The sequence below is a fragment of the Plantactinospora sp. KLBMP9567 genome, assembly GCF_033446045.1.
Taxonomy (GTDB): Bacteria; Actinomycetota; Actinomycetes; order Mycobacteriales; family Micromonosporaceae; genus Plantactinospora.
On the sequence record NZ_JAWQRR010000018.1, the window covers coordinates 311105 to 327185 of the forward strand.

Here is a 16081-nt window from a genome sequence, read left to right on the forward strand (position 1 = left end):
ACGACTGGATGGGTCGATTTGTTGATGGATTGTTGATGAGCAATAAGTGCGGCGATCGTGTCTGGAGTCGATGGTGGAGCTTCGGGTGTTGGGTCCGGTCGAGGTGGTGTGCAGCGATCGGCTGCTGGAGGTGGTACCGCCTCAGCGTCGGCACGTGCTGGCGGCGCTGGCGGTCGACGCCGGTCGGCCGGTGACCACGGAAACGCTGATCGACCGGGTGTGGGACGAGGCGCCGGACGGTGCCCGCCGGACCCTGCACACGCACATCACCCGGATCAGACGCCTACTGGAACAGCCGGGCACGCCGCATCACAGTCAGGTGTGCCTGGTACGTCGCTCGGGCGGCTACCTGTTGGACATCAATCCCGAACGGGTCGACCTACACCGGTTCCGGCGCTTGGTCGACCGCGCCCGGGACGCTGCGGCGAGCGACCGTAAACGGGCCGAGCTGCTTGCCTGTGCGCTCAAGCTGTGGCACGGCGAGCCGCTGACCGGACTGCCCGGTCAATGGGCCGCCCGGAGCCGCCATGTTTGGATACAGCACCGTCTCGACGCTGTCGTTGCCTGGGCACACGCCGAGATCGGCAACGGAAACGTCGCACGGGTGATCGGCACGTTGACCGAACTCGCTGCAGAGCATCCGCTGGCCGAGCCGCTGACCGCCGCGTTGATGAGGGCACTACACGCCGCCGGGCGGCAGGCCGACGCGCTGCAGCTGTATGACCGGCTACGACGCGAACTCGCCGAGCAGCTCGGTGCGGATCCCAGCCGCGAGGCACAGGATGCCCACCGGGCGGTCCTACAAGGAGAATCCGCCACGCTCTCGGATGCGCCGCAGGGGCTGGACGCCGCTCCACGGCCGCTGGGCGACACCGGCGTGACCGCGCCAGCCATGGCGATGGCGCGACAGGCGCCAGCGCAGCTACCGGCCGACGTGCCCGTATTCACCGGCCGCGACACCGAGCTGGCCGAACTAGACCGACTCCTCCCTGACGGAGGCGGAGCCGGGCCTTCCACGAACGCAGGAGACGGCAGAAGGGAGACGACGGCGGTGATCTCGGCGGTGTCCGGCACGGCCGGGGTCGGCAAGACCGCCCTGGCCATCCGCTGGGCACACCGGACCCGCGGCCGGTTTCCCGACGGGCAGCTGTATGTGAACCTGCGGGGCTACGACCCGGACCAGCCGGTGACCGTGGCGGATGCGCTGGTCGGGTTCCTGAGCGCACTCGGCGTGCCCGGCCCGGACATCCCGCTGGAGGTGGAGGATCGGGCGGCCCGCTACCGTACCGAAATCGCCGACCGGCGGATGCTGATCCTGCTGGACAACGCCGCCACCGTCGAACAGGTCCGCCCGCTGCTACCCGGAACCGGCTCCTGCGCGGTGTTGGTCACCAGCCGGGATTCCCTGGCCGGGCTGGTCGCCGTCCACGGCGCCCACCGTCTGGACCTCGACCTGCTACCGGCCGCCGACGCGCACGCCCTGCTGCGCCGGCTCATCGGCCCGCGGGTGGACGCCGAACTCGACGCCGCCGTCATCCTCGCCGAACGGTGCGCCCGGCTACCCTTGGCCCTGCGGGTCGCCGCCGAACTCGCGGCCATCCGCCCTCGCACACCCCTGGCCGGCCTGGTTACCGAGCTAGCCGACCAGGAGCGACGCCTGGATCTCCTCGACGCCGGCGGTGACCCGCGTGCTGCCGTGGCCGCCGTCTTCTCCTGGTCGCTGCGGCACCTGCCGCCGGACGCCGCCCGCACCTTCGCCCTGCTTGGCCTGCACCTCGGCCCCGACCTCGACGCCTACGCCGCCGCCGCGCTGGCCGGCACCAGCCTGCAAACCGCCCACCGCGCCCTCGACCGGCTCACCCGAGCGCACCTGATCCACCCCACCACCCCGGGCCGGTACGGCATGCACGACCTGCTCCGCGCCTACGCCACCCGCCTGGCCAACACCACACACTCCACGAACAACCGCCGGGCGGCGCTGACCCGACTCTTCGACTACTACCTCGCCACCACCGCCATCGCCATGGACCGCCTACACCCCGCCGAGGCGCACCGCCGACCCCGCATCCCCCCAGCCGCTACCCCCACCCCGGACCTACCCGACCCGGATACTGCCCGAGGGTGGCTGGACAACGAACGGCCCTGCCTAACCACGCTGGCCGCACAGACCGCCACCAACCACGCCTGGACCACACACATCATCCGACTCTCCCCCCTCCTGTACCGCTACCTCGACGGCGGCCACCCCATCGACGCCCTCGCCATCCACGGCCACGCCCGCGACACGGCCCGACACGTCGGCGACCGGGCCGGGGAAGCCCAGGGCCTGCTCGGCCTAGGGGCCGCCCACATGCAGATTGGCCGGCACGGAGAAGCGGTCCAGCACTTTCAGCAGGCGCTGACCCTGTTCCGACAGACCGGCGACCAGGTCGGCGAAGCCCACATTCTGAACGACCTCGGACTCATCGAGGAACGACTCGGCCGCTTCGAGCCAGCCGGCACGTACGTCGAGCAGGCATTGGCCCTGTTCCGGCAAACCGGCGATCAGGTGGGCGAAGCCCACGCCCTGCACAGCCTCGGCGAGATCGAGGGACGGCTCGGCCGACATGGGTCGGCGGCCGATCGCCTGCGGCAGGCCCTGACCCTCTACCTGCAAAACGGCGACCGGTTCGGAGAAGCCATCACACTCCTCAAACTCGGCATCGCCGAAGCGCAAGTGGAACCACGTGAGCCTGCAGCCGAGCACCTTCGGCAGGCGCTGGCTATGTTTCGGCGCCTCGGCTACCGGTCCGGCGAAGCCCCGGCGCTGGCGCACCTCGGCGTCATTCACACCCGCCTCGGCCGGCCCGAACTGGCCATTGAGCACCACCTGCAAGCACTCGGCCTCTTCCGCGAGATCGGTGACCCGTACGGCGAGGCATGGACGCTCAACGGCCTCGGCGAAGCCAGCCACACTGCGGGCCACCACACCAACGCCCTCACCCACCACACCCATGCCCTCACCATCGCGGAAAACACCGGCAAACGCGACGAACAGGCCCGCGCCCACACCGGCCTCGGCCACGCCCACCAGGCACTCAACAACCCGACCCGCGCCCGCGAACACCACGATCACGCCCTGACCCTCTACACCGACCTCGGCATGCCCGAAGCCACCCGCTAAGAACTCCTGACGCATCGGCGCCGCGTTGCGGCGTCCAACCGGCCCCGAGTACCAGTCGACTCGGTCAATGCCCGTAGCAAGTACTGAAGGTAGGGCGGCCGGAGGGTGCAACACTCCGCCGGCTACCCGACCCTTAGGAAATCGTGACCTATCGCGCATGTCGCTTCACTGCTGTAGGCGTCCGCACCCGAGCAGGAATCTGCGGCTGCGAATTAGCCGCCACAGCGGTCGAGAGGTTCACTGCCCGGAAGCGAACGAATCTTGACTCCTGCTACCGATCCACCCGCCGCGTTAACATGCGGTTGTCGACGTGTACGAGGCCACCTTGTAGCCGCCGAAGAGATACACCTGGTAGGCGTCGTTCACACGCTTGAACCAGATGTCTTCCATCAACCCCTGGTAGCGGACGTAGTCGAGGTGCTCCTTCACGAGCCGCCGGTCGGCGGCCCCCATGGTCAACGGGCCCGCGCTGCCGTCCTGCGCGAGCCCATTGGCTCTCTGGAACGCCTTGGTGGCCGCCGTGGTAGCAGGACCGTAGTCGCAGTCAATAGGTCCGGAGTAGTAACCGTCGGCGTGGAGCACCCACTGCCAGAGTCCGGTAGCAGCGCTGCGCCTGTGCGACGAGGAGTCGAGCGGCCCTTCGTCTGCCCAGTCGTCGTACACCACGTCCCTACCGCCAACAAAGCCACTGGCGACGGAGGCGCTGGCTGGCGTCATTGTAGCCACTGCTGGATACAGCAGTACGATGGCCACGACGGCGAAGTATGCAGCGATTCGCGTAAATTGCTTCCTCGGCCAGTCAACTAGTTTGTTTCCGTCCATGCTCATATCAACCGTTCTTTCCCTCCCGCTGTCATCGTCATCACAGATTGCCTCGCTGGGGCGGAGGGCCCGAACGGACCAGCAATGACGCGCTTCCTCCGGCCCTTGCTTCGTTGAGAATGGCTGCTGGTTTACCGAGATTCACCTCCTCGGTGTTGGTGTGATGAGCGTGCTACGACTGTGTGGGGTGATTTGTTGAAGGATTGTTGATGAGTTAGCCATTTCGAACCTGATGGTGCAGGGCAGCGGCGTGGATGAGGCCGGTAGCCGGATGAGGTGAGGCCCCGGTAAGACAGCAATCGCTCAAGAAAGTTGTCTCGCGCACGCCGAAGCCCGTCGAACCCGAGCGCGGGCCCTCGGTGTTTCGGGCTGTCCGAGACCACCGCTGGCTACCTGGCGAACTTCTGGGCAGGGTGCGGGTCCTGCTGGTGCTCTGCCTGGTCTGCTGCGGCCTGGCCGGCTACCAGATCGCGATCCGATCACTGGTTCACCGCGTAGGCGTCGCGCCGGACATCGGGCTCGCCGTCCTCGTCCTCGGTCTCGTGGTGGTCGGGTTGATCGGATGGCGGCTGGCCGTGGGCCCCGCTCAGGTGGTCACGGCGACCGAGCAGGTACTTCACTCGTTGCGCCTACTCGACATCCGGCCGTCCGAATTCGCGCGCCGCCGGGTCGCCCATGCCGTCACGTTGCGTAGTTGGTGAGCTTCAGGCGCGGGCCGTCGCCTCCACCGCCCATCGCTACTGAACAGCGACGGTCGGTCACCGTCGCGTTCCTGGCGTCGCTGGGCCACTGCTCTGTCGAGAGAACGCGGTTTCCTCCTCCTCGGCAGGATGCCAAGTCAGGAGGTGTCGCCGGCTGCCGGATCCGTCCGCCGGCTTCAGGGCTAACCCGGATGGCTGATCCGGCCCCAGGCCGGACCCTGGGGCCATGAGCGGGATCGAAGGGAAGTACCAGGAACTGCTGCATCAGGGCTGGGTCCCGGCCGTGCCGCTGCCGGTCGTACCCCTGCCCGTACCCGGCACCCACGGACGCTTCTTCGGGTACGTGCTGTCCAACGGCGTAGCGGTCACGATCTATGAGCACCCGGACACCGGCACCTTCGAGGTGCACGGGGCGATCCTGGCCCGCTACCTCGAGCTCGGCGGCCCGCTGGCCCTCGGTTTCCCGGTCAGCGACGAGGTCGACGACGTCGTCGGCGGGCAGCCGGTCGGCCGGGTGAGCCACTTCCAGTACGCTTCGATCTTCTACCACAACGGCACCCTGGTGGAACTGCGGGCGCTCAGCGCCCCCGGCACGGCGTTCGAGGTGGTCGACGGCATCGACGTTTCCTACGCACAGGGGACCATCGACTGGCCGGCCGTCGGCCAGGCCGGTCTCGGCTTCGCCTATATCAAGGCCACCGAGGGCGACAACCACACCGACAACCAGTTCGCCCGCAACTGGGCGGGCAGCGCCGGCCATATGCCGCGTGGCGCCTACCACTACTTCCATGCCCGCACAACGCCCGACGCGACCCGCGTGCAGGCCGACCACTTCACCAACGTACTGACGGCGGCGGGCGGCGGCGCCGAGCTGCCGCCGGCGGTCGACGTCGAGACGCTGCCGCACGGGGTGACCGCGGAGCAGGCCGTGGTGTCGCTCCAGTTCTTCATCAGCATCGTGTGGCAGGCGACCGGACAGCGTCCGCTGATCTACACGTACCCGTCGTTCTGGACCAGCCGGATGCGCGGGAACGCCAGCTTCGACGGCAAGCATCACCTGTGGATCGCGAGCTACGGCCGGCCGCTGGGCCACGGTGCCCACGCCACCCGGCCCAACGGCCCGCTGCTGCCGCGCGGCTGGTCGGACCATTCGGTCTGGCAGCACGCCATCGGCGCCGGCATTCCCGGCATCGCCGGCCTCGTGGACCGCAACATGGTCGCGGTGCCAGGCGGCCAGAGCCTCGTCGACTTTCTGCACTGACGGGAGATACCCGATGGACACCTTCCTCGGCCAGCCGATCACCGGCGGCGTCAACGCGACCATGGCCCAGGTCCTCACCGCGGTGCAGGACGACCTGTGGAGCACGTGGAAGGCCTCGCCGGACGAAGCGGACTTCCACCCCTGGGCCGGTCTGGCCGAGCCGGTCATCGGCACCCGGCCCGGCGACGGCCGGCACGCCACCGGCGCGGCCGTCGACCTCAACGTGACCGAGTGCCCGTACATCGTCACGCGTACCGGTGAAACGTACGGCGGCGAGGCGGCCGCGCACGACCAGCAGGAGATGCGCCGGCGGGTGGTCGAGGTCTACGACCGGGCGGTCGCATTCTTCACATTCAGCGGCCGACGATCCGACACCAGCATCCGGGTCAACGACACCATCGAGTTCACCTACGACCGGTTCCGCGAGCTGTCCGACGCGCTGGTGTTCTACCTGTCCTGGGCGATCTCGGCCGTTCACGTGCGGGTGAACCGGCCGCCCATCGCCGACGCGTACGCCCTGCCCGACGGACATCCGGCGCTGCGTGCGATCCCCGCATCCGAGCTGGCCCAGCCGGCCGACGCCGCCATCCCGGCGATCGAGTTCCTCTACGCCGACGAGTTCTGGGCCCAGAACCACCAAGGCTGGCCGTACGGGCCGGAGCAGCAGTACTGGCAGATGCTGCGTGACTACGAGACCGTCCGTACCCCGATGCTCCACGGCAACCCGACCCAGCCGATCACGGCGACGCGCAACCCGGCCCACGGGTTCCTCCAGCTCCGCAAGGAACTGGTGTGCTCACTGGTCCACGTGGGCGACGCGATCCTCGGCACTCGCCGCATGCGGTGGGGGGCCAGCGACTTCGGCGTTCGCGAGAGCGGCGACGTCATGCACTTCGACCTGGGATAGAACCGAAGGGAGAAAGGTGATGGCCGACAGGAAGACCATTGACGAACGGCTCGACGTGGCCCGTACGGTCGGGCTCGTGGCCGAGCTGCGGGCGTCCGTGCCGGTGCCCGGCGGATCGGCCGACGGCCGAGCCGCGGCGCGCGAACGGCTGGGCCGCACCCTGGACGACTACGTGACGGCCACCACACGGCTGGCCGACGTACTCGCCGGCCGAGCCGACGAGGTGCGGTCCAAGCTGGACGCCTTGCAGGAAAAGCGCACCGCCCTCGGCGAGCCGGACGCCGCCCACGCGTTCGACAACGCGATGGTGCAGATCCGCACGCTGATCGACCGGACCACCGACGGCGACGTCGCCGCGTTCGCCAAGCTGATCGCCGGCCGGGTGGCTACGGCAGCGACTCAGCTGCGGGCCGAGATGGAAGGAAAGGACGAACAATGATCACCGTGGTCGATCGTTTTGGACAGGCCATCGGCTACGTCGACGAAGCCGCGATCCTGCCGGAAGGCGGCGGTGACGGCACCGGCGGCGTGGGACTGCTGGAAGGGCTACTCGTCGTCGGACTGGCGTTGCTGGCGCTCTAACGGCCGATGGTGCGAGGGGTGGCACCGGCGCCATGCTGGTGCCACCACCGCCACGAGAGGATCCGCGATGACCATCGAATGGCTGCCTGACGGAGCCGTCTCCCCGGTCGTGGCCGGCCACGACGGCTGGTTCCGGCCGGACGAGCTCCTGGTCGGGGTGGAGGTCGAGCCCGATCTGCCCGACCTGCTGGATGCCGCGGACGTCGTGGCCGAGCCGTACGTGCCCGGCCACGCGCCCTGGCGGGACCGGGTGGCCGGGCCCGACTACGGCGACGTCAACGAGCGTCTGGCCACAGCCGAGGCTGGCCATCGACTGTGGACGGTCACCGATCGCCGCGGCCGCGACCTGCCCGACCTGGTGGCGGCGTTGCGAGCGCGCGGGGCCAGCGTCCAGCTTAACCACGTGTTCGTCGGCGAAGACTGGTACCACGGCGGCCCCGGTGACCGGCCGCGGCCGGTGCTGCCGCCGACGCAGTGGCCGCTCGCCCAAGGCGAGGCGAACGGCACGGCGCACGTGGCCATCCTCGACACCGCGATGCCACCGCAGTGGCGTGAGCTTCCTGGTGATCTGCGGGCCCTCGTCGTCGAGCGGTTCCCGGTGCCGGACCGGATCGGCAACCCACTGGACGAAGACGAGGACGGGCGGCTGGACCGGCAGGCCGGGCACGGCTACTTCATCTGCGGCCTGGTCGGCCGGGTCGCGCCGGCAGCGGGCGTCGCGGTGTCCACCGTGTTGCACGCCAGCGGCGAAGGTGACGAGGCACGGATCGCACTTGCCCTGCTGGAGGAGGCGACCGCACCCATCGTCAACCTCTCGCTGGGCGGCTACACCGAAGGTGACATCCCGCCGGCGGCGCTGATCACGGCCGTGCGCCGGATCCTCGCCGCCGGCCGGGTCGTGGTGGCGGCGGCCGGCAACGACGGCGAGAGCGCGAACCGCGCCGAGCGGCCGTTCTGGCCGGCCGCCATCAAGGGCGTGGTCGCCGTCGGCGCCTATCAGACGATCGATGGCCGGCCGGTGCCGGCGCCGTTCAGCAACCGGGGGCCGTGGGTCGACGTGTACGCGCCAGGCGTCCGGCTGCGTAGCGCCTACATCGACGGGCACGAGGACGAGGCCGGGTCGCCCTTCGCCGGCTGGGCCAGCTGGAGCGGTACGTCGTTCGCCGCACCCCTGTTCGCGGCCGAGCTGGCCCGGCGGTTGATCGCCGACCCCGCCGGTGGCACCGTGGCCGCGCACCGCGACCGGCTGCTGGCCGAGCTGCCGCCGGTGCCGTGGCCCGGCTTGACCGGCCGGTTGCTGCCGGCCGGCGACATCGAGAGCATCTGGTAGTCAGCCGCCGAGGCAGACGAAGCTCGCCGCCGCGGCGAAGGCGGCGTGGTCGGGACCGGCGCCGGCCCGGGCGGCTGCGAGCGCGGCGGCCGGGCGTTGCCCGGACCGCAGGCGCCGGTGGAAGTCGCGCATCAGCGGCTCGGTCGCCCCGTCGGCCACCGGTAGGACGGTCGCGACGACCGTTCGGGTGCCGAGCGCGAGCAGGGCCGACGCCAAGCCGAGCAGCTCGTCACCGGCCCGCACGGCGGCGACGCCGGACTGGCAGGCCGGCAGCACGACCGTGTCTGGTGCCGTGGCCAGCCGCTCGAGGTCGTAGACGGTCAGCGGACCGTCGGCCAACGTCAGGGCCGACAGCAGCGGGTTGTCCACGCGCAGGACACCGTGGGCAGCAACGTGGGCGAGCGCAGCGCCGTCCATCCCGGACAGTACCGACTCGACGGTCGCCGCGCCGTCCAGCAGGGCCCTACGCCCGGCCAGACCCGCTGCCTCCTGGCGGGCGCCGGGCAGCCCCGGGCCGGCGGCGAAGAGTCGGTGCCCGCGGCGTGCGGGCCGACACTCCGCCCGCAGCCAGGCGGCCGCCGACGGAGCCAGCGTCACCGGCCGCCCCGACACGCTGGGGAGCAGCCCCCACGGCACGGCGTGCAGCAGGCCGGTAGGCACTACGACCAGCGGCCGGTCGCCGACCGCACGCCGCAGTGGGGCCAGGAGCAGCCGGTCGAGCGCTAGGCCGGCCGCCTCGGCCAGGTGCCGCATGCGATCGGTGGCCGCCGGCGGCCCGAGGCCGAGGGCGAGCCGGCGCAGCGTGAAGTGGGACGTCTCCAGCGGCGCGGTCACCGCCGACGCCGGGCCCAACCGGTGCAGCGTGCAGCGTCCGTCCGCAAGAGAGACCGCCAGCAGCTCGTCGCGATGGCGGATGTACGCCACGAGTGCCCGCTCGCCCAGCTCCGCCGCCAGTGCGGCCGGGGCGGGGGGCAGGTCCGCCGGCCGGTGCAACGGTCCACCCGTCATGCGGCTGATCCGCACCACCCGGCTCTCGGCGGCCGCCCGCGCCGCCGCGGTAGGGCCGGCCGGCCCCGCCGCGGCCGCGAGCCGGCGCAGCTCGGCCAGCGCTGCGGCGAGCTCCGGGTCGTCCGGCGGACGGACCGGACGCAGCCGCAGCGCCCGCGCCCGCGACCGTTCGGCCCAGACGAGCACCGCCCGCGCCGGGCCGGAGGCCACCACGAGGTCCAGCCCGTCGGCGGCCAGCGTATGACCGAGCCCGGCCACGTGGGCCCGCATGTCGGTCGCCCCGAGCACCGCCTGGGCGTCGTCGAGTTGGCGCAGCCCGGCCCGGAGCGCGCTCAGGGCGCCGGCCCGGTCGCCGACGGCCCGGCGCCGGTCGGCTTCGGCATGCCACCAGCGCACGCGCAGGTCGAGCGGGGCGGTCGCCCGCCGCGGCCGGACACGCCGGAGCTGGGCGGCGGCCGCTGCGGGGTCGCCGGCGGCGAGCGCGAACCGGGCCGCCACGACCCGCGCGTCCTGTTCGGCGCCGCGCCAGCCGGCCGCGGCCAGCGCCTCGGCGCAGGCCAGTGCGTCGCGCAGGCCGACTCGGGGGCGGGCCGAGGTCGCGCGTAGCGCGGCGACCCGGGCCAGCAGCGCCCAGCCGTCGCGGCCCTGGCGGGCGAACGCCCGGCCGGCCGTACGGGCCTGCGTCACCGCCTCGGCCGGACGGCCGTCGGCCACGGCCGCCTCGGCCAGCAGCAGCCGCGCCTCGGCCAGATCGGTCGCGTGCCCGCTGGCCCGCAGGGCCGCCACCGCCCGGACTGCCGTGGCGTACGCCTCGGCGGTCAGCCCCACCGACATGAGCACCTGGCTGCGGTTGAGCCACAGCTGCGGCCGCGGCGTGCCGGCCCGGGCGTGGGCCGCCTCGGCCCGGTCGAAGCCGGCCAGCGCGGCCGGTACGTCGCCGCGGTGGGCGGCCACCGTGGCCCGGTTCCACTCGGCGTCCGCCGCGAAGCGGTGCAGACCCAGCTCGGTGTAGAGGGCTGCGGCCCGCACCAGGTCGGCGTCGGCAGCTTCCAGCGTCCCGCGGTGTTTGTGCAGCAGACCGCGGTTGTTGAGGGCCCGCGCCTCCCACAGCGTGTCGCCGGCCGACCGCAGGGCTGGCAGCGCGGCGGCGTACCCGGACAGGGCCTCGGCCAGCCGCCCGGTCCGCTGCAGGATCAACGCCCTTTGAGCCGCCAGCCGCACGGCCGGCAGCCCGTCGAGCGCGGCGGCGGCTCGGTCGGCCTCGACCAGCGCCGCCCGCAGTCGGCCCCGGTCGACCAGCACGAATGCGAGGCTCATCCGCGCCTCCGCCGCGGCCTCGGCGACGGGCCCGGCGCTACGCACGGCCACCCGGAGGCGGCGCTCGGCCGCGGCCGGATCGCCCAGCTCGCGCAGCGCGAGCGCGGCCGCCCGGTGGGCCCGGGAGACGGCCGCGCGGTCCGACCCGTCGGCCCGTACGGCCGCGTCCGCCGTCTCCAGCGCGCGGCGCGGATCCGCGCCGACCAGATCCAACGCGCGAGCGGCGAGCGCGGCGGCAGCCGACACGTTACGGCGCTATCCACCCGGTCGAGATGCCGCCGGCCGGCCGGCCCGGCAGCCGCACCCGCAGCGGCCCGCCCGGCAGATCGGCCACCGTGAACCAGCCGGCCTCGTCGAGCGGGGCGGCGTGCGGGCCATCGCTCGCGTCGACGACGACCTCGCCCGCGGCGCCGGTGACCAGGCCGCGCACCGCCAGGCCGTCGGCGGTGCGTTGGATCTGAAGGTCGATCGTCGTGTCGGCGTGGGCAAAGGACAGGAGCCGGAGCTGGTCGTCGCCGCGGACCACCTGCACATCGGCGTCGAGCGCGGAGTCGGCCAGCAGGGCGGCCAGCTGGTCGTCGAGCCCGCGGGTCGACAGCGCGTGCCGCGCGCTCGCCACGACGAGCTCGGGCGGTGGGTCGGCGGCCGCGGCGACCCGGGTCAGCTCGGCCAGCAGCTCGTCATCCGTCACGGTGGTCTCCCGGGGACAGTGGCGTCTCGTCCAGCGCGCGGCGCAACGCCGCCAGGCAGCGTTGCCGGGCCGGGCCGATGCCGCCGATCGGCATGTCGAGGGCGGCCGACACATCGGCGTAGGACGGCGGCGGCACCGCCATCAGCACGCGCAGCAACTGCTGGCATCGGCCCGACAGCGTGTGCAGGGCCCGCCAGAGGCCGGCGTCGCGTTCGACCCGCAGCATCCGGGCGTCGACCGGCGGGCCCGGGTCGGGCACGGAGGCCAGCCAGTCGTCGACCGCCGCCGGCCGCTCCCGCCGGCGCCGCAGTAGCTGCAGACACTCGCGGCGGACGGTCGTGGCCAGCCACGCCCCGAGCCGGTCCGGGTCGACGACGTCGTCGAGGTGTTCGACCAGGCGCAACCAGGTGAGCTGCACGACATCGGCCGCGTCGGCCGCGTCGAGCCGGAAGCTGCGCGCCACCGACCACAGCAGACCGGTGTACCGGTCCACGATCGCGTCCCAGGCCCGCTGGTCACCGGTACGAGCCGCCGCGAGCACCTCGGCCTCCATCGCTCACCTCCACGGCCTGCCTACCAGATGCCTGCGACGGCGTCCCTGATCCGTCCGGTCCGTCTCGTCGACTGGAAAACGACCGCCGCTCGACGGATCAGACGCGTACCGGGCCGCATCTACCTGGCGTACCGACGTGGGAGGAAGAGTATGCGTACGGACCTGCACCAGGCGACCCACCCGGCCGCGACCCGCATCATTTTGGCCGGCACCGGCCTGGCCGGCGAGGCACTCGCCGCGGCGCTGCGCGGATCCGGCTGCACCGTCCGTCTCATGGCGCCGACCCTGGCCGCTCTCGAGGCCGTCATGCGCCGGGTGACGGCCGACGTCGTGGTTGTCGACCGGCGCGGCACGGCGGCGGAACACATGACCGACACGCTCGTCGGGCTGCGCCGCACGCACCGGCTGGTCGTGCTGGCCGACCGCACCGACGAGCACCTGCTTGCGGCCCTGCTCGCGGCCGGCGCCGACGGCCTCGGCTACCTGGTCGAGGAGGATGTGGGGCTGCCGGCGTTCGTCGTCGCGGTCCGCACCGTCGCGGCCGGTCGCAGCGCGGTGGCACCGAGTCTGCGGGCCCGGTGCGCCAACGCCACACCACTGCCGGTATGGCGCGATCCGGTCACCGCGCTGAGCGACCGCGAGCGCGAGGTGCTCGAGCTGATGGCCGCCGGCCGGTCCAACCAAGGCATCGGCGACCGGCTGTTCCTCACCCCGAAGACCGTCGAGTCGCACATCCGCAGCATATTCGTGCGGCTTGATCTCGAACCGGCACCCGGCGACCACCGGCGGGTCCTCGCCGTGCTCACGTACCTCCACCGCGCGGCCATCGCCGCCGGCTGACCGAAGGAGTGGCTGACATGTCTGACGAATGGTTCTCGCGGCTCGGGCCACCCGACGCCGCCGGCACCAACGCGGCCGGCGACCTGTGGATCGCGCCGTCGCTCATCGCGCTGGTCGAGCCCGACGTGGCCTGGCTGGGACTGCGGGAGCTGCATCACGCGGCGATCGGCACCGAGGGGTTCCGCTACGTGACCGACGCCGGCAAGCTCTGGCCGGACGACGCGTTCACCGCCTACAGTAACGGGCTCTCGGCGGTGCTGGGTCAGATCGGTGTGACCTCTCCGGCCGTCGGTAACCACCTGCTCGGCTCCATCTGCGACACCGTCGACCTGTACGGCGGCTTCGACGGGCTCGAGTCGGCCGCCACCGCGGCGTTCCAGTCCGCGTCACGGCTGGGCGGCGTCACGGCGGAAATGGACCAGTTCCAGTGGCTGGCGTCCTCGCGTGGCGCACCTTCCCACTCCGGCGGGGGCGCCCAGCACAGCACGATCTTCGACGTCGCGAGCCGCACATTGGGTCAGACGCCCATCGGCCAGGTCGCACACGTCTTCTCCCATGTGACAAGCCCACAGGAGATGTCGCGGGACCTGGCCGGGCTGGCCCGCGACGTCGGCGGCGGGCCTGACGTCCAGCACGCGGCCGGCAAGGTCGGGGAGGTCATCGGTTCCACGGCGGCCGGCGCGGCCGGGGGCGCTCTCCTCGGCTCGGCCATCCCCGGAGTGGGCACGGTGGCCGGCGGCATCATCGGCGCTGTGGCCGGGTTCTTCCAGGGGCTCTTCGGCGGGTCCGGCGACCACCACAGCCGCGAGCATGCGTCCGGCGACAAGGTTCCCGTCCACTCCGACGTGCGGCTGGAGACTCGCGACGGCAGGCCGTACGTCGCCCACCCACACGGCCAGGTGGGGCCCTCGCATCACGCACCGGCGTCGGGCCATCGCCCGCACCACGGGCTCGGCCACAAGACCATCGAGCCTCATCCGCACAAGTGCGAGGTCGAGGGCCGGTTCGACGAGGACTTCGCCGTGCCGTTCTGGGCCGCCGAGGCCCAGCTCGTCGGGGGCATGGTGCCGATCGGGCCCGGCCGCCAGGGCCTCTTCCAGCGGTCGCCGACCGGTTCGTTGTTGATGGGCGAGCTGGCCGAGATCGACGAGCTCGGGACGCTGCACGACCCGGGTGCGGTCTTCCAGGAACTGCTGGTGGCGCCCGAGCGGCGTCTGACCGCCGAGGGCGTCGAGCGGTGGGTCGAGCTCGTGCCGCGGACGCGGTTCACCACGTTGCGCGACTACCAGCGCCTCACGGTCGAGGCCCTGCGCCACGTCCGGGTCTCGCCCGAGACGTCCGTCCGCGACGCCGTCGCGGTCCTGCGCCAGTACACGTACGGGATGTGAACAAGATGACTCTGACGCTCAAGCCGGGTCTGGTCCGGGCCAACCTCCCGGCACCCACCCTGCGTTCCCTCACGACCCTGCACGCCCAGGCCCTGCAGGGGGCACGCCCGGCATTCACCACGCTGTCCAACGCGACGGCCGGGATTCTCGGGCAGCTCGCGGTCCTGGACGCGGTCCCGCTGCGCGCGGTGCTGGGCCACGCGTCCGCGGTCGCCCGGCAGGCCGGCACCCTCGGCGGCTTCGAGTCGGTGTTCCTTACCGCGGTGCTCGGCTGCGCGCCGACCGGTGAGGTCGAGTTGACCGCGGCCGTCGAGGCCTGGAACGCGGCCGTGCCCTCCGGGCCTGTGGCCGGCGGCGCCCGTGAGGTGCCGATCCTTGACCCGTCCAACGGCCAGCTGGGGTTCGTCGACGCCGAGGCGCTGCGCGGACTGGGCCGGGTCGCCTCACGGGCCGACTTCGTGACCCGGCTCAAGCCGCTGCTCGATGTGCCGGGTGGGGAGGCCGCCGGTCGTGTCGCCTTCGCGCGGGCCGTCATCGTGGCGGCCGGTGCCATCGCCGGGACCCGGCTGGTGGCCGGCCGGCCGGCGCATGACCCGCTGCGCCAACGGATCGCGCAGGCGCTGGGCTCCACGGAGGACAGTAGTGCGCTCGACGCCCTGGTCGCAGCCGGCAAGGCGTTGCTCGTCGACGTCGTGCACCTGGACGCGTCCCGGGCGGCCGGCGCGGCTCCGGGAAACACGCTCACGCCGGTCGTCACGGGCTTGGTCGAGGCTCATCCGTCTTGGTTAGGCAGCCGCCTCCGCGGGACGGCGCTGCCGGCTGGCGAGGGCCTGGCCGCTCAGGTGCTGGGCGACGGACGCAGCCTCTACCTGCAGGGCCTGCCCCGTTGCGACGACCGCGGCGCGGTCATCGAGCTCGGCTTCCTGCGTCCGTTGTGGACAGCGCGGGAAAGATACGAGGCGGAGGAGCGCCGGCGGGCCCACGAGACGGGCACCGGCATCGGGCGCCCGCACGGGCGACGGGTCCCCACCCAACCAAGGAAGCTCATCTCCGTTCTGCCGGCACTGCACCCCCTGACCGGAGTGCCCATCGACCCGGTCACGGGCCTACCGCTGCCGGGCTACCAAGGGGAGTTCGCCACTGCGGCCGAGCAACTGGTGTGGACAGCCGTCGCAATGCGTGTCTCACCCGAGGCGCCGGTGGCCGAGGTCGTGCTGCGGATGGTCTGACCCAGGCGGTCCTGACGCGGCGCTCGGCTCCGTCCCTGCCGCTGCCGGAGCCGAAGGTCGTCACCCCCCCAGTCGGGGTAGCCAGCGTCGACGTCCGGCCACACATGGCGCGGCCGTGAGGGTGCCCGGCAACCGTCCGCGTCGTGATCGCCGAGGCGGAAGCCCTCGTCCGGAGACCAGGATGATCTGGGCTCTCTGGGTGCCGGGGGCGGGCTCGGCGTTGGGCCGAGCCCGCCCGCTCTTGTGTCGTCCGGTCCTGGTTGCGAGCGTTGACATCGCTCATCTGATT

The 16081-nt window shown here is 72.2% G+C and carries 14 protein-coding genes; 10 read left to right on the forward strand and 4 right to left on the reverse strand.

Going from position 1 to position 16081, the window contains the following annotated elements; genetic code table 11:
• The first annotated feature begins 46 nt into the window (after positions 1-46).
• Positions 47-3163, forward strand: a complete 3117-nt coding sequence (locus tag R6Y94_RS14545; RefSeq protein WP_318396360.1) for an AfsR/SARP family transcriptional regulator — start codon at positions 47-49, stop codon at positions 3161-3163.
• A 291-nt stretch (positions 3164-3454) separates the two neighbouring features.
• Here R6Y94_RS14545 and R6Y94_RS14550 read toward each other — a convergent pair whose 3' ends face one another.
• Complete coding sequence (locus R6Y94_RS14550) at positions 3455-3916, reverse strand: peptidoglycan-binding domain-containing protein (protein WP_318396361.1); 462 nt, start codon at positions 3914-3916, stop codon at positions 3455-3457.
• A gap of 482 nt (positions 3917-4398) precedes the next feature.
• Between R6Y94_RS14550 and R6Y94_RS14555 the strand changes: the two genes are divergently transcribed.
• The 6 genes from R6Y94_RS14555 (at position 4399) to R6Y94_RS14580 (ending at position 8766) form a co-directional block, all read left to right on the forward strand.
• On the forward strand, positions 4399-4686 hold the full coding sequence (locus tag R6Y94_RS14555; protein ID WP_318396362.1) for a hypothetical protein: 288 nt from the start codon (positions 4399-4401) through the stop codon (positions 4684-4686).
• A gap of 226 nt (positions 4687-4912) precedes the next feature.
• Positions 4913-5947 (forward strand): GH25 family lysozyme, encoded by a 1035-nt coding sequence (locus R6Y94_RS14560; protein ID WP_318396363.1) that lies wholly within the window; start codon positions 4913-4915, stop codon positions 5945-5947.
• Positions 5948-5960: 13 nt separating this feature from the next.
• Entirely contained in the window at positions 5961-6854 is an 894-nt protein-coding gene (locus R6Y94_RS14565) for a hypothetical protein (RefSeq protein ID WP_318396364.1), read from the forward strand.
• Between the two features lie 19 nt (positions 6855-6873).
• The gene (locus R6Y94_RS14570; RefSeq protein ID WP_318396365.1) at positions 6874-7293 is read left to right on the forward strand and encodes a hypothetical protein; all 420 of its coding nucleotides are present in this window, start codon (positions 6874-6876) and stop codon (positions 7291-7293) included.
• The gene (locus R6Y94_RS14575; RefSeq protein ID WP_318396366.1) at positions 7290-7436 is read left to right on the forward strand and encodes a hypothetical protein; all 147 of its coding nucleotides are present in this window, start codon (positions 7290-7292) and stop codon (positions 7434-7436) included. Before R6Y94_RS14570 ends, R6Y94_RS14575 begins: the two co-directional genes overlap by 4 nt.
• A gap of 67 nt (positions 7437-7503) precedes the next feature.
• On the forward strand, positions 7504-8766 hold the full coding sequence (locus tag R6Y94_RS14580) for a S8 family peptidase (RefSeq protein WP_318396367.1): 1263 nt from the start codon (positions 7504-7506) through the stop codon (positions 8764-8766).
• Here R6Y94_RS14580 and R6Y94_RS14585 read toward each other — a convergent pair whose 3' ends face one another.
• The 3 genes from R6Y94_RS14585 to R6Y94_RS14595 are packed head-to-tail and all read right to left on the reverse strand — an operon-like array spanning position 8767 to position 12335.
• On the reverse strand, positions 8767-11337 hold the full coding sequence (locus R6Y94_RS14585; protein ID WP_318396368.1) for a CHAT domain-containing protein: 2571 nt from the start codon (positions 11335-11337) through the stop codon (positions 8767-8769).
• A 1-nt stretch (position 11338) separates the two neighbouring features.
• Positions 11339-11782 (reverse strand): hypothetical protein, encoded by a 444-nt coding sequence (locus tag R6Y94_RS14590; RefSeq protein WP_318396369.1) that lies wholly within the window; start codon positions 11780-11782, stop codon positions 11339-11341.
• Positions 11772-12335 carry a sigma-70 family RNA polymerase sigma factor gene (locus R6Y94_RS14595; protein ID WP_318396370.1) on the reverse strand — a complete coding sequence of 188 codons (564 nt, stop codon included), beginning with the start codon at positions 12333-12335 and terminating at the stop codon, positions 11772-11774. The genes R6Y94_RS14590 and R6Y94_RS14595 overlap by 11 nt, the downstream gene beginning before the upstream one ends.
• Positions 12336-12485: 150 nt before the next feature.
• Between R6Y94_RS14595 and R6Y94_RS14600 the strand changes: the two genes are divergently transcribed.
• From R6Y94_RS14600 to R6Y94_RS14610, 3 genes are read left to right on the forward strand one after another with little or no spacing between them, the layout of a single operon-like run.
• A complete protein-coding gene (locus R6Y94_RS14600; protein ID WP_318396371.1) occupies positions 12486-13175 on the forward strand; it encodes a helix-turn-helix transcriptional regulator in 690 nt (229 codons plus the stop codon).
• A 17-nt stretch (positions 13176-13192) separates the two neighbouring features.
• A complete protein-coding gene (locus R6Y94_RS14605) occupies positions 13193-14563 on the forward strand; it encodes a hypothetical protein (RefSeq protein WP_318396372.1) in 1371 nt (456 codons plus the stop codon).
• A gap of 5 nt (positions 14564-14568) precedes the next feature.
• Positions 14569-15792: a hypothetical protein gene (locus R6Y94_RS14610; protein ID WP_318396373.1), complete on the forward strand. Its 1224-nt coding sequence runs from the start codon at positions 14569-14571 to the stop codon at positions 15790-15792.
• Positions 15793-16081 lie beyond the last annotated feature (289 nt).

Bases quoted from the DNA above. Each gene is read 5' to 3' on its own strand.
- R6Y94_RS14560 (WP_318396363.1), top strand. From the start codon at position 4,913: ATGAGCGGGATCGAAGGGAAGTACCAGGAACTGCTGCATCAGGGCTGG.
- R6Y94_RS14570 (WP_318396365.1), top strand. From the start codon at position 6,874: ATGGCCGACAGGAAGACCATTGACGAACGGCTCGACGTGGCCCGTACG.
- R6Y94_RS14575 (WP_318396366.1), top strand. From the start codon at position 7,290: ATGATCACCGTGGTCGATCGTTTTGGACAGGCCATCGGCTACGTCGAC.
- R6Y94_RS14565 (WP_318396364.1), top strand. From the start codon at position 5,961: ATGGACACCTTCCTCGGCCAGCCGATCACCGGCGGCGTCAACGCGACC.
- R6Y94_RS14595 (WP_318396370.1), bottom strand. From the start codon at position 12,335: ATGGAGGCCGAGGTGCTCGCGGCGGCTCGTACCGGTGACCAGCGGGCC.
- R6Y94_RS14605 (WP_318396372.1), top strand. From the start codon at position 13,193: ATGTCTGACGAATGGTTCTCGCGGCTCGGGCCACCCGACGCCGCCGGC.
- R6Y94_RS14600 (WP_318396371.1), top strand. From the start codon at position 12,486: ATGCGTACGGACCTGCACCAGGCGACCCACCCGGCCGCGACCCGCATC.
- R6Y94_RS14580 (WP_318396367.1), top strand. From the start codon at position 7,504: ATGACCATCGAATGGCTGCCTGACGGAGCCGTCTCCCCGGTCGTGGCC.
- R6Y94_RS14610 (WP_318396373.1), top strand. From the start codon at position 14,569: ATGACTCTGACGCTCAAGCCGGGTCTGGTCCGGGCCAACCTCCCGGCA.